The 16,427-nt window shown below is 54.4% G+C and carries 15 protein-coding genes, 1 tRNA gene and 1 pseudogene; 11 read left to right on the top strand and 6 right to left on the bottom strand.

Going from position 1 to position 16,427, the window contains the following annotated elements; all coding sequences use genetic code 11:
* The 8 genes and pseudogenes from AB1E34_RS24130 to AB1E34_RS24095 form a co-directional block, all read left to right on the top strand.
* Window positions 1-120, top strand: a pseudogene (locus tag AB1E34_RS24130) (IS5/IS1182 family transposase); the annotation flags it as partial.
* 63 nt (window positions 121-183) lie between these two features.
* Window positions 184-939, top strand: a complete 756-nt coding sequence (locus tag AB1E34_RS24125; protein WP_372574852.1) for a multiubiquitin domain-containing protein — start codon at window positions 184-186, stop codon at window positions 937-939.
* Window positions 914-2,089, top strand: a complete 1,176-nt coding sequence (locus AB1E34_RS24120) for a ThiF family adenylyltransferase (protein WP_372574851.1) — start codon at window positions 914-916, stop codon at window positions 2,087-2,089. Before AB1E34_RS24125 ends, AB1E34_RS24120 begins: the two co-directional genes overlap by 26 nt.
* Entirely contained in the window at window positions 2,086-2,529 is a 444-nt protein-coding gene (locus AB1E34_RS24115) for a ubiquitination-like system serine protease family protein (protein WP_372574850.1), read from the top strand. The genes AB1E34_RS24120 and AB1E34_RS24115 overlap by 4 nt, the downstream gene beginning before the upstream one ends.
* 25 nt (window positions 2,530-2,554) lie before the next feature.
* On the top strand, window positions 2,555-4,207 hold the full coding sequence (locus AB1E34_RS24110; protein ID WP_372574849.1) for an ATP-binding protein: 1,653 nt from the start codon (window positions 2,555-2,557) through the stop codon (window positions 4,205-4,207).
* Window positions 4,207-6,963 (top strand): Z1 domain-containing protein, encoded by a 2,757-nt coding sequence (locus AB1E34_RS24105; protein WP_372574848.1) that lies wholly within the window; start codon window positions 4,207-4,209, stop codon window positions 6,961-6,963. The genes AB1E34_RS24110 and AB1E34_RS24105 overlap by 1 nt, the downstream gene beginning before the upstream one ends.
* Window positions 6,953-7,912, top strand: a complete 960-nt coding sequence (locus AB1E34_RS24100; protein ID WP_372574847.1) for a PD-(D/E)XK motif protein — start codon at window positions 6,953-6,955, stop codon at window positions 7,910-7,912. The genes AB1E34_RS24105 and AB1E34_RS24100 overlap by 11 nt, the downstream gene beginning before the upstream one ends.
* Before the next feature lie 3 nt (window positions 7,913-7,915).
* Window positions 7,916-10,018 (top strand): AIPR family protein, encoded by a 2,103-nt coding sequence (locus AB1E34_RS24095; protein WP_372574846.1) that lies wholly within the window; start codon window positions 7,916-7,918, stop codon window positions 10,016-10,018.
* Here AB1E34_RS24095 and AB1E34_RS24090 read toward each other — a convergent pair whose 3' ends face one another.
* Window positions 10,019-11,527: a DNA cytosine methyltransferase gene (locus AB1E34_RS24090; protein ID WP_372574845.1), complete on the bottom strand. Its 1,509-nt coding sequence runs from the start codon at window positions 11,525-11,527 to the stop codon at window positions 10,019-10,021. It lies immediately after the preceding gene.
* Between the two features lie 89 nt (window positions 11,528-11,616).
* On the opposite strand from AB1E34_RS24090, the gene AB1E34_RS24085 reads away from it, so the two are divergent.
* Entirely contained in the window at window positions 11,617-12,060 is a 444-nt protein-coding gene (locus AB1E34_RS24085; protein ID WP_372574844.1) for a very short patch repair endonuclease, read from the top strand.
* Between the two features lie 321 nt (window positions 12,061-12,381).
* Here AB1E34_RS24085 and AB1E34_RS24080 read toward each other — a convergent pair whose 3' ends face one another.
* On the bottom strand, window positions 12,382-12,630 hold the full coding sequence (locus AB1E34_RS24080) for a hypothetical protein (RefSeq protein ID WP_372574843.1): 249 nt from the start codon (window positions 12,628-12,630) through the stop codon (window positions 12,382-12,384).
* Window positions 12,627-13,262, bottom strand: coding sequence for a hypothetical protein (locus AB1E34_RS24075; RefSeq protein ID WP_372574842.1), 636 nt, complete (start codon window positions 13,260-13,262; stop codon window positions 12,627-12,629). The genes AB1E34_RS24080 and AB1E34_RS24075 overlap by 4 nt, the downstream gene beginning before the upstream one ends.
* Window positions 13,263-13,300: 38 nt before the next feature.
* Here AB1E34_RS24075 and AB1E34_RS24070 point away from each other — a divergent pair, with 38 nt between their 5' ends.
* A complete protein-coding gene (locus AB1E34_RS24070; protein WP_372574841.1) occupies window positions 13,301-13,936 on the top strand; it encodes a hypothetical protein in 636 nt (211 codons plus the stop codon).
* A gap of 499 nt (window positions 13,937-14,435) precedes the next feature.
* The gene (locus AB1E34_RS24065; RefSeq protein WP_372574840.1) at window positions 14,436-14,639 is read left to right on the top strand and encodes a hypothetical protein; all 204 of its coding nucleotides are present in this window, start codon (window positions 14,436-14,438) and stop codon (window positions 14,637-14,639) included.
* A gap of 8 nt (window positions 14,640-14,647) precedes the next feature.
* On the opposite strand, the gene AB1E34_RS24060 is transcribed toward AB1E34_RS24065, so the two are convergent.
* The 3 genes from AB1E34_RS24060 to AB1E34_RS24050 all read right to left on the bottom strand — a co-directional run bounded on the left by AB1E34_RS24060 (window position 14,648) and on the right by AB1E34_RS24050 (window position 16,334).
* Window positions 14,648-14,926 (bottom strand): hypothetical protein, encoded by a 279-nt coding sequence (locus AB1E34_RS24060; protein ID WP_372574839.1) that lies wholly within the window; start codon window positions 14,924-14,926, stop codon window positions 14,648-14,650.
* A 680-nt stretch (window positions 14,927-15,606) separates the two neighbouring features.
* A tRNA-Gln gene (locus tag AB1E34_RS24055) sits at window positions 15,607-15,681 on the bottom strand.
* A 206-nt stretch (window positions 15,682-15,887) separates the two neighbouring features.
* Window positions 15,888-16,334, bottom strand: coding sequence for an SH3 domain-containing protein (locus AB1E34_RS24050; RefSeq protein ID WP_372574854.1), 447 nt, complete (start codon window positions 16,332-16,334; stop codon window positions 15,888-15,890).
* Window positions 16,335-16,427 lie beyond the last annotated feature (93 nt).

Here is a 16,427-nt window from a genome sequence, read left to right as displayed (position 1 = left end):
ATTGAGATCATGTTCGGACGCCTGAAGGATTGGCGGCGCGTCGCCACCCGATATGACAGATGCCCAAAGGTATTCCTCTCGGCCATCGCTCTCGCTGCTACAGTCCTATTCTGGCTGTAAATCAATGAGTCTGGAGCCTAGAAGCCGGGCATGGGTCCGGCACAAGCTAAGGACCAAATCAAGATGACTCTCGACGACATTCCCGATCACGATGATCTTTCTCAAGCCTTGAGCGAAGACCGCCCGCTTTACAAGGCGCGGGCTTATCGTATCCGCTTCGCGCTCAACGACCTCAAATTCCGGAAACTGGACGTTCCGGACCCAATTCCCCTTGGCCGGCAGATCCTTACCGCGGCGGGGTGCAATCCGGATGACGATTTCAGTCTCTTTGCCATACTCGCCTCGGGTGATTTCGAGGATATTCGGCTCGACGAACCTTTCGACCTTCGGGCACGGGGTGCCGAGCGGTTTGTCGCATTCCAGACTGATCGCGATTTCAAACTGACTCTTGATAATCGGCAGATCGAGTGGGGCAAGCCTGCTATCTCCGGAAATGCTCTCTACAAGCTTGCCGACATCAATGATGACGAGGCTATTTTCCTCCAAAAACGCGGCGGTACAGACCAGCTCGTCGAGCCGGATGACCTGACGGATTTGAACGAGCCCGGAATCGAACGTTTCATCACTGCGCCGCGCCCCGGTGCGACTTGCGTCATCGTCGTTAACTCTCGGCCCCGTGAGGTCGAAGACCGTCACGTGACTTTTGAGGAAGTCGTGAAATTGGCTTTTCCAGGCACGCACGACCCGAACGTCATTTTTTCGATGACGTTCCGCCACGCTGCTTCAAAGCCCCACGCGGGTGAACTTGCCGCGGGCGGTTCTGTGAAAGTCAAAAAGAAGGGGACTGTATTCAATGTCACACGCACTGTTCAGTCTTAATGACGATCTCAAGCGCCTGCGCAATGAAGGTTACGTCGTGCAAATTGTGGGCGGCTTTCTGGTAATGCGGAATGTCCCATATGTCGATAACAGCCGTGAGGTTCGTAGCGGCACACTGATCTCCAGTCTAACATTGGCTGGGGATCAGACCCGCCGACCAGATACGCACGTCATTCACTTTGATGGTGAATACCCGTGTACTGCAGACGGCCGCCCGATCGACCAAATCCGGCATCAGAGCCAGAATACTGATCTCGGGAACGGCCTGGTCGCCAAACATTCATTCTCAAGCAAACCGGAGGGTGGGTATGAAGACTATTTTCACAAGATGACGACATATGCGGCGATTCTCTCCGGTCCGGCTGAAGTTGTAGATGGCAATGCCACGCCAAGGACGATGAAAGATCCGGAACCGGAAGAAGAAAGTGTCTTCAACTACACCGAAACCGCTTCTGACCGAGTTGGCATTGGCGCGCTTTCTGATCTTCTGAAATCTGATGTCATCGCGATTATCGGTTTGGGGGGAACAGGCGGTTACATTTTGGACTTGGTTGCCAAAACCCCGGTCGCTGAGATCAGGTTGTTCGATTCTGACGAGTTTCTTCAGCACAACGCGTTTCGTGCGCCCGGAGCTGCTTCCATAGAGGAGTTACGGCAGGTGTCTAAGAAGGTGGACTACTTCAAAGCGGCCTATTCAAAGATGCACCGAAGAATCGTCACCTGCAACGAAGCCATGGGTGCAACCAATCTGGACAAGCTCGACGGCGTGACACTTGCCTTTCTGTCAATGGATGCTGGCGAAGAAAAGCGGCTCGTCGTCGAGAAACTTGAGGCGATCGGTGCATCCTTCATCGATGTTGGTATGGGCCTTGAGCTTGATGCGGGATCCCTTGGAGGCATTCTCCGCGTTACTGCAAGCACCCCTGACATGCGGAGACACGTTCACAACGGTCGTGTGTCCTTTACCGGGGGTGGGGAAAAGGATCTTTACTCTTCGAATATTCAGGTTGCGGACTTGAACGCGCTGAATGCCGTGCTTGCTGTCGTGAAGTGGAAGAAGCTTCGCGGTTTTTATCGAGACCTCGAGCGAGAACATCACTGCACATACACCACGGACGGCAACATGCTGCTGAACGGTGACACGAAATGATGCGGCATGATCGACTGGAACACGCTTTCGTTGAACATATTCCGGAAACGATTGAGCCAGGTATTCTCTACATCTCGATGGAGTACGGGACAGCTGCACACAGCTGTTGCTGCGGGTGCGGCGAGGAGGTTATCACGCCGTTCACACCGACTGATTGGAAAATGATCTTTGACGGTGAAACCGTGTCTCTAAGACCTTCCATCGGGAATTGGACGTTAGACTGCCGATCGCACTACGTGATCAAGCGAGGACGCGTCGTTGAAGCTGGGCCGTGGACGGATGAGCAAGTCGCGGCTGAACGATTGCGCGATCGTAAGGCGAAATCTCGACACTACGCCAACCAGCCAACTGTGAATAGGACACCCGGCCCTACACATAGCTTGGAACATGAAACCCAACGCAAAAGCATATGGAACCGCATTTGGCCCTTCTTTTGGTAGGGGAGAGACCTATTAGAAGTCAATTGTGGTTGAGCGGCTTTCGGGGCAAAGAAACCGCGTCGAGAGAAAAATCCAGAAGCAGAATCAGTTTTTGAATTATCGCCTTGGAGTTGCTGACCTTTCCGCTATCGTGCTCCGCATGAATAGTCCGTTTGATATAGAGATGAACAGCCCAATGGATACAGAAGAAGAGCTTCGACAAGAGCGCACTGCGGATGCTACCCCGCACGCAGCCTCTCTTGTCGAAAGCCTACGCGATATTGGCTATTCTCTTGATACCGCTCTCGCTGATATCATCGACAATTCAATTACTGCTGGAGCAAAAACGGTCCAACTATTCGCCGACACAGTTGGTGACGAGCCAGCGATTGCACTTCTCGATGACGGTTCTGGGATGTCGGAGTCTGAACTTATTGAAGCGATGCGACCGGGAAGCAAAAACCCGAGGTTGAGTCGAGAATGCAACGATCTCGGTCGGTTTGGCCTCGGTCTGAAAAGCGCCAGCTTTTCGCAATGCAAGCGTCTCACAGTAATAACGAGAAAGGATGGGGTTTCCTCGGGAGCATCGTGGGATCTGGATCGCGTTGCAGAGACAAATCGCTGGCAGATCACAATGCACGACGATCCCGCCGAGTCTCGATGGAGCGAACAACTGACGGGCGATGGCACTTTAGTGATTTGGGAGAAGCTTGATCGGTTGTCAGGCGGGATCGAGAATGACGCCGTTCGCCGATCAGCGCACATCAACGCCGCGCTTTCGAATGCAGAACGTCATCTGCGGCTTGTATTCCACCGTTTCATGGAAGGTGGGTCATCGTCTTTGAAGTTGTTCGTTAACGGAAGAGAACTCGAACCAATTGATCCATTTGCCTCAAAACATCCAAAGACACAGAAAGACCCCGAAGATACCCTCTCTCTGCCAGGGGGCACCGTTTGGATCAATTGCTTCACTCTCCCGCACCACAAGGAGTTAAGCCAAGCCGAGTGGGACGAGCTTGGAGGCCCCGAAGGTCACCTGAAATCCCAAGGGTTCTATGTCTATCGTGGCAACCGGTTAATCATCAGCGGAGGATGGTTGGGGCTGGCCAAACAAACCGAATTGACCAAGCTTTGCCGCATCAGGGTAGATATACCTAACACGATGGATGCGGACTGGAAGATCGACGTGAAGAAGGCGTCAGCGCAGTTGCCGCCACCCGTCCGTGAACGCCTCAAGCGGATTGTCGAGCGCTTCGCTCAGACTTCAAAGCGGACATATACCAAGAAGGGTCAGAAGCTCACAGATGAAAACAGGATGCCTCTCTGGAATCGCATCCTGAAAGACGGCGCCATCGTCTATAGCCCCAACGCTGAGCACCCGGCCATCGCGGATTTCGCGGAAAGCCTTCCAGACAGTCTGAAACACGGATTCCGAAATTGCGTCACTCTTCTCGGTTCAAGTCTGCCGGTGGAAGCACTGCATGCAGACATGCTTGGGCACGCCGAGAGTGTGAAAGCTGATGACGCGGATTACGAGACTATAGAACAGGCATTGCATTCGATGGTTCCCCGGCTGCTGGAACAGGGAGTTGGCGTCGATGCCATCAAGGCGATGCTCAAGGGATCGGACCTGTTTCGATCGTATAGGGCAGAAGCCGAAAAGATCGTGAATGATTTGTTAAATGAAGAAGAAAATTGATGAATGAGCATATCAGTATCTTGGACAACATGGTGTCGCACGCGATTGCAGAAGAGGGGAACCAGACGCCTGAAGGCATTAGGGAAATGATCCGGGCCCTTTGCAACGCTCTTCCGCAGTTCAAAGCCGTTTCCGAGGACGATGTAGAGGCGCTTGCACGGGAATTGGAAGAGCGCATCGGTATCACCATGGGTCTCGGTGCCATCGTGGAAGACGATGACAAGGATTTCAAACCTTGGTTCAACGACGCAAAGGCTACGATCGAACCCTACTATTGGGACCGATATAAGAAATTACTCGTTTCAAAAAAGCTCCCTCGAGATGTGATCACCGGCACCGATGAGGTGACCGAACGAATTCTGAGCCGCCTCGGGGATCCCAACAGCAATTCCTCGTGGGATCGCCGCGGAATGGTCGTAGGTCATGTTCAGAGCGGCAAGACGGCGAATTATACGGGGCTGATCTGCAAGGCAGCAGATGCAGGATATCGCTTGATCGTCGTGATTGCAGGGGTCCACAATAACCTGCGCAACCAGACCCAATCCAGGATCGACGAGGGTTTCATCGGCAGGGATACCGGCCGACTTGCGACGATGGGAACAAAGGAGAAGCCGAAGAAAGTCGGCGTTGGAATTTACGACGACAGGAAGGTGCCGGTCAGTCTCACGAACACCATCAAGGATTTCAACAAGGCGACGGCGACTTCGAACACCAGCCAGATCGCCTCCTACGCAGTCCCCGTCGTCCTGGTCATTAAGAAAAACTCACACACGTTGCGCAATCTTATCGAATGGTTGAGAGAGCACAGCGCTCGAGGTGACGCTGATATGGTTGATCAGCCGATGTTGTTGATCGACGATGAGGCCGACAACGCGTCAGTCAACGTAAAATATGGCAAGGAAGAGGTTTCGCGTATCAACGGTCAGATAAGGGATCTTCTGAACGTGTTCCGCAGGAGCTGCTACGTTGGATACACCGCAACCCCATTTGCCAACATCTTTATCGATCCGGATCAGGATGACGCGCTTCTGAAGGAGGACCTTTTCCCGAGAAATTTCATCATCGGCCTTGACGCACCGAAGAACTATTTCGGGCCGTCAAAGGTGTTTCTCGACGGCATTCCCGAAGACGGCGAGCCGGATTTCCTGCGATATATTTCGGACAATGAGGACGTCCTGCCGATCAAGCACAAGATCGACCACGATCTGGGTGAGCTTCCGAACAGTATGATCCGAGCCATGCGTTCATTCATCGTTGCCCGGACTATCCGCAATCTGCGAGGCCATTCTGCTCAACATGCCTCAATGCTGGTGAATGCCAGCCGGTTTACGATCATCCAAGGCAAAATCCGCAATCGACTGCACGAACAGCTCGAGAGGATCAGGGATGCCGTTGGTATCAACGCGAGCTTGGGCGAAGCTGGGCTGCGTGACCCTGAGATTGCAATGTTGCGTGACGTCTGGGAAGAAGAGTATTCAGACGCTTGGTCAGATTGGAGCGAAATCCAGTCCAACCTCCTGGACACTCTAAGACTGGCCAAAGTAGTCGAAGTGAACAGCCGCAACAACGATCTCGACTATGACGAGGCAGGTGAGCTTGGCTTGACCGTCATTGCGGTCGGCGGTTTTTCACTCTCCCGAGGTCTGACCCTGGAGGGTTTGACGGTCTCCTATTTCCTCCGCAATTCACAGATGTATGACACTCTCATGCAAATGGGGCGCTGGTTTGGTTACCGCGGCGACTACGAGGATGTGTGCCGGATCTGGATGCCCTATCATGCCGTAGGCTGGTATGCGCACATTGCAGAGGCAACCAATGAGCTTTTCGACGAGCTCAAGCGTATGGAACACGTTCGTGCGACGCCAGAGCAGTTCGGTCTTGCGGTCAGAAGCCACCCGAGTTCTCTCTTGGTGACCGCCCGGAACAAGATTGGGTCGGGTGAAAAGCATGTGAAGATTGGCCTGTCCAATGGGTTTGTAGAAACAACCCGTTTGACGAATGACAGCAATATCCTCTCAGCAAATCGTGATGCGGCCAAGGCCTTGCTGGCGGAGATGGATCGCTTGGGCTTCAACCAGAGCACAGTGACCCGTGAAGGAGGAGGATACCTCCTCCAGGACGTGCCCGTGGATGTCATCGACGAATTTCTGCTTCGGTTCAGGAATGACAGAGGCAGTATCAAGACATCAACGCAGCCAATTCGCCGATACATTGAAGATCGATCAGCAGATGAGCTGTCCAAATGGGACGTTCTTGTTGTCAGCGTGAAAGAACATGAGTCAGGGCGCATAGTCGAAACACTCGGCTGGCCGTTGGGTCCGGCGGATCGATCTGTGGGCGCAAAAGACCTCCGAGACGGAGTCTTGGCGATTTCTGGTAGCCGTGCGCGTGTCGCTTCAAGAGGTATCGAGAAAACGGGGCTCGCTGCTGAAGTCGCCCAAGCCGCGGAGCAACGCTTTCTCGACGCTGAGAAGGTCGCCAACCCGGACAAGGTCAATTTTCCCGACCGAATCTATCGTGCGGCGCGAAGCAAACCGCTGTTCATCCTCTACTTACTGAATGTTCGTCTCACGGACACCGAGAAGAAGGAAGAGTTGCAATCCATGCTGCCGAAAACGCCAGTGGTGGCCTGGGGCATCAGCTTCCCTATTTCGGCGAGACCCGATGAGAAAGTTGAATACGTCATGAACACCACGAAACTGCGCGAACTGTTTGGTGAGGATGACACGGACGAGGAGATGTTCGATGACGAGTGAAGAACTTCCATGGCTTGGCCTCGCCTTCGACCAAGCGCGACGGGTCGACCGAAATGGGAAGCAAGATTTTTTCTGGGCGGTTGTTGAAAACAATGCTCCGGCGGTAGTGCTTCTACTCGCTCCAGAAACGGATCAGCTCCTACCTCTTCCCAAGATCAGAAGCTTGGACGTCCGTTATGGCACTGTCGGCACATCTTCCGCATTGCTGATCGTATTGCGCGAACAGGAACATATCGACCTCTTCGCAACCCTTTGCAGGGACGTGGTTCAAGCAGGAGAGGAGGCCTCGGACAACGCCGACGCGTTGAACCGTAGCCTCCGAAGAACTTTGCGTTGGCATCACCTGCTCCGAGGCGGTGCGCCAGGGCGTCTGAGTGTAGAAGAACAACGTGGGTTGATTGGAGAGTTGCAGTTCCTTGAAAAGCTCTGCGAGAAATTGACTCCGCGTGCGGCCGTGGAAACATGGAAAGGCCCCGAAGGCGCCGCTAAGGATTTTGAACTCCACAAGGTATGTGTGGAGGTCAAAGCTCGACGCGGGGCGGCGAGGCCCTACGTTCAGATTTCATCGGAAGACCAGCTTAGCGATGTCGAAGGCTCGCGGGTTTTTCTGCGTGTCCAAGAAGTCGACGCTGCGGTGCGGCCCGAAGGGAAAACACTGACAGACCACGTGAAGGACGTCGATACACTCTTCCAGAATTCGGATCTCGAGTCCTATCAGCTTTGGGAAAGCGCATTGTCGGCGACCGGGTTTGAATGGGAGCACGATTATTCCGACCGTCGTTGGTCGATAGGAAGCGTATCCACTTTCAGTGTGCACGATGGATTTCCACGAATAGCACACCCAATTCCTGCGGGCGTTGTGAACCTCAAGTATGCGGTGTCTCTGGACGCCTGCCAGCCTTTCGTTGTGGAACAAAGTGAGTTCGAGACCAATTTGGTGCAGGAGTGATCGATGGCGAGTCTTGAGGAATTTCACAGGGAACTGATCGCCGACATCCAAGGCGACGCAGACGCCATGGGGCTTATTACAGTCGAGGCGTTCTTCGAGAAAATGGGCGATATCCTGACCGAGGCCGGTGAATTGGATGGCGCGGATCGTGCCTATTTCGAAGGTTCGGGCGCCAAGGGCGTCACTCTGCAGGTCGATGGTTTCGGAGGGGATCCACGGAATGCAGCAGGGATTCTAAGTCTGATCCTGTGTGACTTTGCTGTGTCGGAAGAGCCAAGACAGTTCCGGTCCGACGACATAAAGAAACGCTTCAAACGATTGGTGGGGTTCCTTCGGCATGCTCGGCAGGCTGACTTTAGAGAGGCCCTCGAAGAGACCAGTGCTGGGTTCGGGTTGGCCGATCTGATCGCGACTACTTGGAACAGCATTAGCAAGATCAAGCTCATCATCCTGACGAATGCCGACAACCGATCGCGGGTTGATGGAATTTCCGCTGGATCCATCGATGAAAAACCCGTGACTTACAATGTTTGGGATCTCAAGCGGATCCAGAAATACATAGAATCGGGACAAGCTCGAGAAGACCTCGAAATCAACTTCGAGGAGGATTTTGGTGGCCCTGTGCCGGTTCTGCTCGCATCGGGTGGAGAAGCTGCGCTGGAAAGCTACATCGCAGTGGTGCCCGGTGATCAATTGGGCGAAATCTACGAACGTTGGGGTACTCGGTTGCTGGAAGCCAACGTCCGCAGCTTCCTACAAGCGCGGGGTAAGGTGAACCAGAAAATCCGGGATACCTTGGAAGAGCAGCCTGAAATGTTCTTCGCCTACAACAACGGGATCACGGCCACCGCAAATGACGTTGAAATACGTGAGACCGATTCAGGACCTGTTCTAATATCTGCGGGCAATCTTCAAATCGTGAATGGGGGACAAACAACTGCGTCAATCCACGCAGCAAGAAAGCAGCGAAAAGGAAAGCCGAAGGCTCGACTTAAAGACGTATTCGTTCAGATGAAACTGAGTATTGTGCCGCCAGAGTTGGCCGAGGACATCGTCCCAAGAATATCGGAATATGCCAACAGCCAGAACAAAGTGAATGCCGCAGACTTCTTCTCGAACCACCCTTTCCATGTCCGAATGGAAGAATTTTCTCGACGTATATTGGCGCCAGCCGGCTCGGAGGAATATCGCGAGACCAAATGGTTCTACGAGCGAGCAAGGGGACAGTATCCGGACGAGCGGGGCAGGCGCACGATCGCTGAGAGGAAGAAATTCGACCTCGAATACCCGCGCAAGCAATACTTCACCAAAACGGATTTGGCCAAGTTTGAGAATTCATGGGCTGGGATGCCCGAATGGGTCAGCCGTGGCGCGCAGAAGAACTTTGCGGAGTTCGCCAAGACTATCGGGAAACGCTGGACCAACTCGGAGATCGAATTCGGAGAGATATGGTTTAAGCGTATGATAGCCAAAGCAATAATATTCAAGGCACTTGAACGTCTGGTGCCGATGCAGCCGTGGTATGAGGGGGGCTATCGCGCCAACATTGTCACCTATTCGATGGCAAAGGTCGCCCATGATGCTTGCGAGATGGAGCAGATCGTAGATCTGGATGTGGTCTGGAGGGCTCAATCGATCCCTCAAGAGCTCGAAGACGCGCTTGTAACCGCAGCAGCCGAGGCTCACGACGTCATCACCAATCCGCCCGAAGGTATCAGAAACATGAGTGAATGGGCAAAAAAACAGGCCTGTTGGGCGACCCTGCAGGCACGAGAACTGACCTATTCGCCATCCTTCCGAAAATGCCTGATTGACCCCGAAGACGCCAAGGTTGTGGTGCAGGAAGATCGCAAAGAACAGAGGGCCCTATCCGGCATCCAAGCACAGACCTCAGTTTTCGACAAAGGCGCCGAGTTCTGGAGTAAAGTGCTCGATTGGGGAATCTCGGAAAAAAAACTGTCACCCAAGGAAGCAGGTATCATCAAAGCCTGCATGTCCATGCCCAATAAGCTGCCAACAGAGAAGCAATGTGTCTTAGCAATAGAAACCTTGGCGAAACTTGAGGCCGAGGGTTTCCCGACGGAACGCATCGCTGAAACGGCCTGATCAAGCTTTTGCAAGGATGTGCCCGATTGCCTTGGCGATCTGGTATGCCAGATAGGGAGGAACCGCGTTGCCGACTTGGTGGTATTGCGCGGTTCTGCCGCCATAGAAGTGGTAGTTGTCCGGGAAGGTCTGAAGCCTCGCTGCCTCTCTCACAGTCAGAGAGCGGCACTGCATGGGGTCTGGGTGGATGAAATAGTGCCCGTCCTTCGAGATGTGGCTTGTAACGGTGGTTGAAGGGCGATCCGCAACTTGTGTGCGGAACCGGTCGGCAAAATGCCCACTACTGCGGTTCACGTGTTCGGGTTGTAGGAATTCCGGGAACTCCGGGAGTTTTGGTGCGCGTTTCTCGCTGCCCATAGAAAAAGCAGCCGAAAACAGATAGCGACCGAGATCGCCGGGGATATGTCCGCGAGTTTCGTGATGAAGAACGACCTTGAGCTTAGGGTCTAAAAGCCAAGACGCCAAATCTTCGGGCAGGCCGCCTTTGCTGAACGAATAGACATGCCCGACCCGCCGGGCCGGCAGGCTATTCGTGCGAGCGACCTTTCCGGCCACTTTCCGAACATATTCCGGCACCTCAGGAGATTCTGCGATCCGTTTCGCCTGATCACGAACTGCTTGTGTCCAAGTCTCCAGATCATCTCCACGGCTCAGGCCGCTACGAACTTTGGAGAAACCGGACACGGCTTCCCATGTAGTCGCGCGCGAGTTGCGGCGGGGAAGAAGAGGTGTCTCGATTTCCACGCGCTCCGCGATATCGCTTCTGATCCCAACCACAATGACCCGGTGGCGGGCCTGCGGGACACCATGTTCTTCGGCACGTAGGATGAAATCGCGGGCGGGCGGGTGGTTGCCAGCATCTGCAAGAGGTGCCGAAAGGGGCACCAGCTTATAGCCTTCACCGGCAGAGTGAAGGTCATCCAATACCCGATGGAAAATTCCACCGCCGTCCACCTTGCTGGACAGCATGCCCTTCACGTTCTCCATTACGAAGGCAGCCGGATTTAGTCGATCCAGAATGCGGCTGTATTCTTTGTACAGGTAGTGGCGGTGGTCCTGCTCTGCGACATAGTCGTCCTTGCCCATGTTCCGCGACCGACCGACAAGCGAATAGGCCTGACAGGGAGGACCTCCGATTAGGATCGTGTTGCCATCGAATTCTTCGCGGGTTCGGTCGAGGACTTCGGCGATTTCCTCGAATACACCGTCCTTGCCTAACTCCAACTGCCGGACTTCCTGTTCCGCATGCTTCCATTGGATTGGATAGAGTTTGGACCAGTCAGGCAACGGCTTCCTCGCGTTTAATGCGTCATAGTACTCAGGCGGGAAGCCATCCTTGAACATTCTCAGGAAAGAACGAAGGCGCAGGGTCTGGATTGCATTTCTTTCCATCTCGACCGACAGGCGGATTTTCATTCGGACTTCGCCTTCACGTCCTGCAGCCGAAAATCCCTCACCCAAGCCGCCTGGCCCGGCAAACAGGTCGATGATGGCGTATTCCTTGTTCATTCCGTTCCCTTCTTGTTTTTTGCTTCTATCTTCAAGAGCATGTGCTGTGCCAGGGTAAATCGACCTTAGCGCGAGTGAGGAATGCTCCGATGGCGGACATAGTGAAACCCGAAGTTCGATCGCGTATGATGTCGCGTATCCGAGGCAGGAACACCAAGCCAGAAATTTCCCTTCGCAAAGCGCTGCATCGGCGGGGTCTCCGATATCGTCTGAATGTGCGCAACCTACCCGGATCTCCGGACATCGTTTTCCCGAAATGGAAGACCGTCCTCTTTGTGCATGGATGTTATTGGCACCGCCACCCGGGGTGTCCCAAAACAACCACCCCCTCGAGTAATGCCGAATTCTGGGCCGACAAATTCGAACAAAATGTCGAGAGAGACAAACGCAACGTCGACGATTTGCTCTCCTCGGGTTGGCGGGTCGGCATCGTGTGGGAATGCGTAATCGGACACGATCCGACCGAGAGCCTACTCGACAAGATCGAGGTGTTTCTACATGGAGATGATGGAAGACCTCAAGAATTTGAGTAGCTCAAACAAACAGTCAGAGATCAGAACATTTCTGGTGCGTCTTGCGTTGAATTTGCCGAAGGTGTCCAGATTGTTTTAGGCGCTCTTTCCTTGCCTCTGTCTTCGGGTGGCTGTGGTTGGACAAAGCGTTAAACAGTAAGCCGACAAAGAACAAACTGATGGGGTTTGGGACTAAATCGGACCTCCGCTACCAATAAAATCAGTCACTTACGACTTGCCCAGCTCCAGCGCACACCAAACTTTGTGCGTTTTTTTGTGCGTTTTGCAGAAAAACAGCAAAAACCGGCCACCACAGACGGGCAGCCGGTATCGCGTCGGTCCTCATGCGCCCAGCGCTTGCCGCTGGATATCCTGCGCCCGTTGAACCTCGCCGGTCAGGTCGTTTGCGATATCGACCACATGACCCGACAGGGCCGCCAGGGCGTTTCGTGCCCGCATCTCTGGATCATCCCGGCCCAACACCTCGTCTGTGAGGATTTCCAGCCCCTGCAACAAGCCATGCAATAGCACCGCATCATCACCGGCTTTCGATAGTTTGGCATCCAGTGTCTTTGCAATCAGTGCGCTCATGCCGCCTTCCCTTCCGTCTCTGCCATAGCCTTGATGCCCTCTTGGATGGTGCGAAGCATCTGGCCGTGAAGGGTGTCGGTCACGCGGATATCATCGCCGGGGGCCTCATCCATCAAGATTTCCATTTGTAGGGCTAAGTCCTTTGGCGTCTCGGCAACCATGGAACTGGCAACGCCGTATACATCCATGCGCAGGGTAAAGAGGGCGTCGTGCATGTCCTCCATTGGCCCGTCTTCAATGTGTCCCTCTTTGCATAGGCGTTCAGTCACGCGACAGGTCTCGCGCAACTCGGTCATGCGCTCGTGCAGCGCAGGGAACGAGACGGGGCGGCGGGTTTCCTCGGATACATGGATGCGGCCCTTGATGCCCTCACCCAGCCGATCCATGACAATGGCCAACTCATCACAGACATTATCGCGCACATAGTCGCCCAACTGCTCGTTGAACCACTCGAACTGCGCTTGCAGTTCAACAGCGGTCTGCGCGGTCGTCCCGGCCAACAGGCAGGCCAAGCGGTGCTGCTCGTCTGTGTTGGCGTGATACTCAGGGCCGCTGTCCGCAATGCCCTCGACCTCGGCCAGGGTGGCCCGCCAGTCAGCGAGCCATTCAGGGTGGCGTTTGAAAGTGGTCATGCGTTGCTCCCTTCTGTGAAATCGGCCTGCTCGATATCGTGCAGCAGGTCTTTGGTTTTCCCCTCCACGGTCTTGATAAGCGCCCCTACCCACGCGACGAGTTAGAGGCGTGGGATTGGCAGGGCATTCCGCTTAACCGTGAATCAATGGGAAAGGGAATGGAACGCGACACCATACAGTTCCGGACCTTCGAGCGCTTGGAGGCCGAGTACGATTTGGTTTTCAACGACGACGGAAAGGGAGAAGCTGCCGATCTTGTCTGCCTAAAGGACGTTAATGCTGAAAAGATCAAGCTGTGCCTCGTGCATTGCAAGAACGCGGTTCGTGCCGAAGTTACCAATGATATTGGCAACTTCTACACAGTGTGTGGTCAGGCTCAGAAGTGTATCTCGGTAAAGCACGGTGGCATTCCTCGTCTCTACCAGAACCTCAAACGGCGGCAGAACACCTGGCGCGCGCAGGGCGCTACGCGATTTTTGAAGGGAGATATGTCGCAGCTCTCGTACTTTAAGGATAAGTCCCGCCGGGCAAAGCTAGAGTTCGAAGTAATACTGGTTCAGCCGGGCGGCTCGAAATCCTCTTTGAGTGACCCGATCCTGACGTTGTTGGGCACCACAGAGCTCTTCCTAAAGAAGACAACCTTGGCTGACTTTAGGGTAGTGGTTTCTGATTGAGGGTTCGGCTGGCTGAGTTTGACCCCATTGTTTATTCTAGTGGTAGTCTTTGGGCAGGGAGGCTGCACCAGAAACCTACGTAGTGTTATGATCTAACGCGGTTTTCCGCCGAAGGCATACGACGGCGGTCTATCTGCCCCGAAGCTGTAAATCCGTGGGGCTTTCCAAAAACCAAAGACGGATACCGACCGCGATGATAAGCATCGCCTGCCGCCCGCTCCAGGGCCAGCCGTGCGCGCCGCGATTTTCACAACAGAATTCCTACCGTACCTGAGAAAGTTGCCAAGCTAGCTTCCACGCCGAGTGCAATCGTCCGCATCGGCGGCGACTTGGGTGCCGCATAGGCGAAGCCACGCTGCGTCAGCAAAGGCCAAAAACGGAAAATCGGTAAAGTCCGCGACCTGAAAATAGCTGGGCTGATCATCGCTGCGCAGGTCGCGAATGGCCGGTTTCCCCGCCGCAATACAGCGCCGATGACTGTGCGCTTGCACCGATTCTTGTGCTGCATGTGCTCGCAGCGAAAATTCGAGAGGTCTCCCATGGGCTCTCGTTGCAGACCATCGCCGCAGCAGGCGCAAAGGTCTGCTTGGTGCTGTTTGTGCGGGCGTCGTCGGCTGCCGATCTGGCAGTCAGGGTATTCGACTTAGCCATTGCCCCCAAATACGTAACCGGCACCAGCGGTGTTGGTTTCACTCAAGTTTGATCTATCGACTATTCTTCATATCGAATTGTGGAAAGCCAATCCTCATAAATCGCAAGTTCTGTTCCACTCAACTGTTTTGGCAGGTGGCGCAGATATTCATTTTTGAGAGTATCTATCTGTTCGCGCGTGTCGAGCCATTGGTTCACGCAACGCACCGTGACGGTTCGCGGGAAGAACCCTGCCTGAACCTCAGCGATGGCGAGGTCAGCGATTGCGCGATAGTGGTTGGCGACAAAGACCGGGCCGGTGTTCGGTCGAACCTTCTCGCGCGCCAATTCGTCCGCCATGTCGCGGATTCCGTGAGTGCCCAAGCTCCGCGAAGTGTCGATATCTGTTCCTCTCCCCGCGATACCGGCGACCTTCCGAGGCTCATCTCTTGCGCAGAAAAACATCACCCTGAAGTGCCAATCGCCTGTGAGTTCGCCAGGAGCCCTGAGGTTTAGTGCGCGGTTGAACGAAATGTAACGCCAGGCCGTTGTATCTGGTATCCTGATTGGCTGTAACTGATCTGAGGTCACGATTTATCCTCCCATCAGCGCTGGTTGAAGTTCAGTATGGATTGTATTCCGGGTGTTCAGTGCTGGCGTCTGTTGGGTCGGGTCCAAATTGAAACACCCTGACTCTGATGTCCAGATTTTGCAGTGTCCGTTACCATCATCCATGACTTTTTGCAGAGCGCTAACCCCGTTGTAGATTGCAGCGTCAAAGACCTCGCGTCTCAACCACACATCCCGCACCAGTCCATCTTTAGAAATCAAGTGAACATCCCACTCTGGGCACCGAATCCAGAGCCCCGAGACCTAATGTAGCGTGGCAGTTTCAGGTTACTAAGAAGCCAGCCAAACAGACACAGAACCACCCGCTAAAACCACCAAATTTGGCAAAAGTTGCGTTCTTACCCGACAAAAGTTGCCTTTCAAGCCGGACAAGTTTTGATTCACACCGGACGACACAACACGGAGAACGGTGGCTGGGGTGGTAGGATTCGAACCTACGATACACAGTACCAAAAACTGCTGCCTTACCACTTGGCTACACCCCAACGGTGAGCGGCTATCTACGCAGTTTGCGCGAGGGGATCAAGGGTGCATTTTCAATTTTTTGGACCTTTCGCACCGGATATTTCTGAGGTTTTGGGCATCAAAATCTCATAGGCACGCCAAAGCGTTTCGAGAAGCGTATGACGTGGATCCAAATAAGTGAGGAAACGTCAAACAAGCTCTTCGCTCACACGTATTATTGGCGGGTTTATTCGCGAATCTCTTCTGGGCCTACCCCCCAAAGGGCCGTTTTCGGCACCCATCCCCGGTAGCCGCCCGCCGAGATTTTGCACCACTGTCGGGAACACTCGCCCAGTCGTGCTACCACTCCGGTTTCGAAATGAGCGCTGATCTGGGACGCAGGGTCAGGGCGGGAATAGACGGGTGTCATCTCCTTCTCGACCAGCACGGTCCGCACCCCTGAGAGCAGCGCGTAATGGACCCAACCGCCTGCCCCGTCGCGATCCTGGACCCGGCGCCAGTGGCCATGCTCCGCGGTGATCTGCAGTGGCATGTCGCGGCGCTTGAACACCCAGTCGATCCGGTGGGTCAGTGACGGCCCACGGCGCACATTACCCTCATTGGCCTTCATCGAGACGAACCGGGGCAGAGGCAGGTTGGTCACCGCGCCGCGCTTTGGCTCGGCAAGGGCCATGCCAGCTGCGCAAAGTGTTGCAAGTGCCGCGAGCGCCAGAACGACACGCCTTGATCCGTTGAAAACTGTCACTGCCTGCTCGCCTGAAATACC

Source organism: Ruegeria jejuensis, from assembly GCF_041537905.1.
Classification (GTDB): Bacteria; Pseudomonadota; Alphaproteobacteria; order Rhodobacterales; family Rhodobacteraceae; genus Ruegeria_C.
Note: the sequence above shows the minus strand (reverse complement) of the source record. Positions and strands in the feature narration are given on the sequence as shown.

Coding starts and splice junctions, on each gene's coding strand:
- AB1E34_RS24125 (WP_372574852.1), top strand. CDS start 184: ATGACTCTCGACGACATTCCCGATCACGATGATCTTTCTCAAGCCTTG.
- AB1E34_RS24120 (WP_372574851.1), top strand. CDS start 914: ATGTCACACGCACTGTTCAGTCTTAATGACGATCTCAAGCGCCTGCGC.
- AB1E34_RS24115 (WP_372574850.1), top strand. CDS start 2,086: ATGATGCGGCATGATCGACTGGAACACGCTTTCGTTGAACATATTCCG.
- AB1E34_RS24105 (WP_372574848.1), top strand. CDS start 4,207: ATGAATGAGCATATCAGTATCTTGGACAACATGGTGTCGCACGCGATT.
- AB1E34_RS24100 (WP_372574847.1), top strand. CDS start 6,953: ATGACGAGTGAAGAACTTCCATGGCTTGGCCTCGCCTTCGACCAAGCG.
- AB1E34_RS24095 (WP_372574846.1), top strand. CDS start 7,916: ATGGCGAGTCTTGAGGAATTTCACAGGGAACTGATCGCCGACATCCAA.
- AB1E34_RS24090 (WP_372574845.1), bottom strand. CDS start 11,527: ATGAACAAGGAATACGCCATCATCGACCTGTTTGCCGGGCCAGGCGGC.
- AB1E34_RS24085 (WP_372574844.1), top strand. CDS start 11,617: ATGGCGGACATAGTGAAACCCGAAGTTCGATCGCGTATGATGTCGCGT.
- AB1E34_RS24080 (WP_372574843.1), bottom strand. CDS start 12,630: ATGAGCGCACTGATTGCAAAGACACTGGATGCCAAACTATCGAAAGCC.
- AB1E34_RS24075 (WP_372574842.1), bottom strand. CDS start 13,262: ATGACCACTTTCAAACGCCACCCTGAATGGCTCGCTGACTGGCGGGCC.
- AB1E34_RS24060 (WP_372574839.1), bottom strand. CDS start 14,926: ATGGCGGACGAATTGGCGCGCGAGAAGGTTCGACCGAACACCGGCCCG.
- AB1E34_RS24050 (WP_372574854.1), bottom strand. CDS start 16,334: ATGGCCCTTGCCGAGCCAAAGCGCGGCGCGGTGACCAACCTGCCTCTG.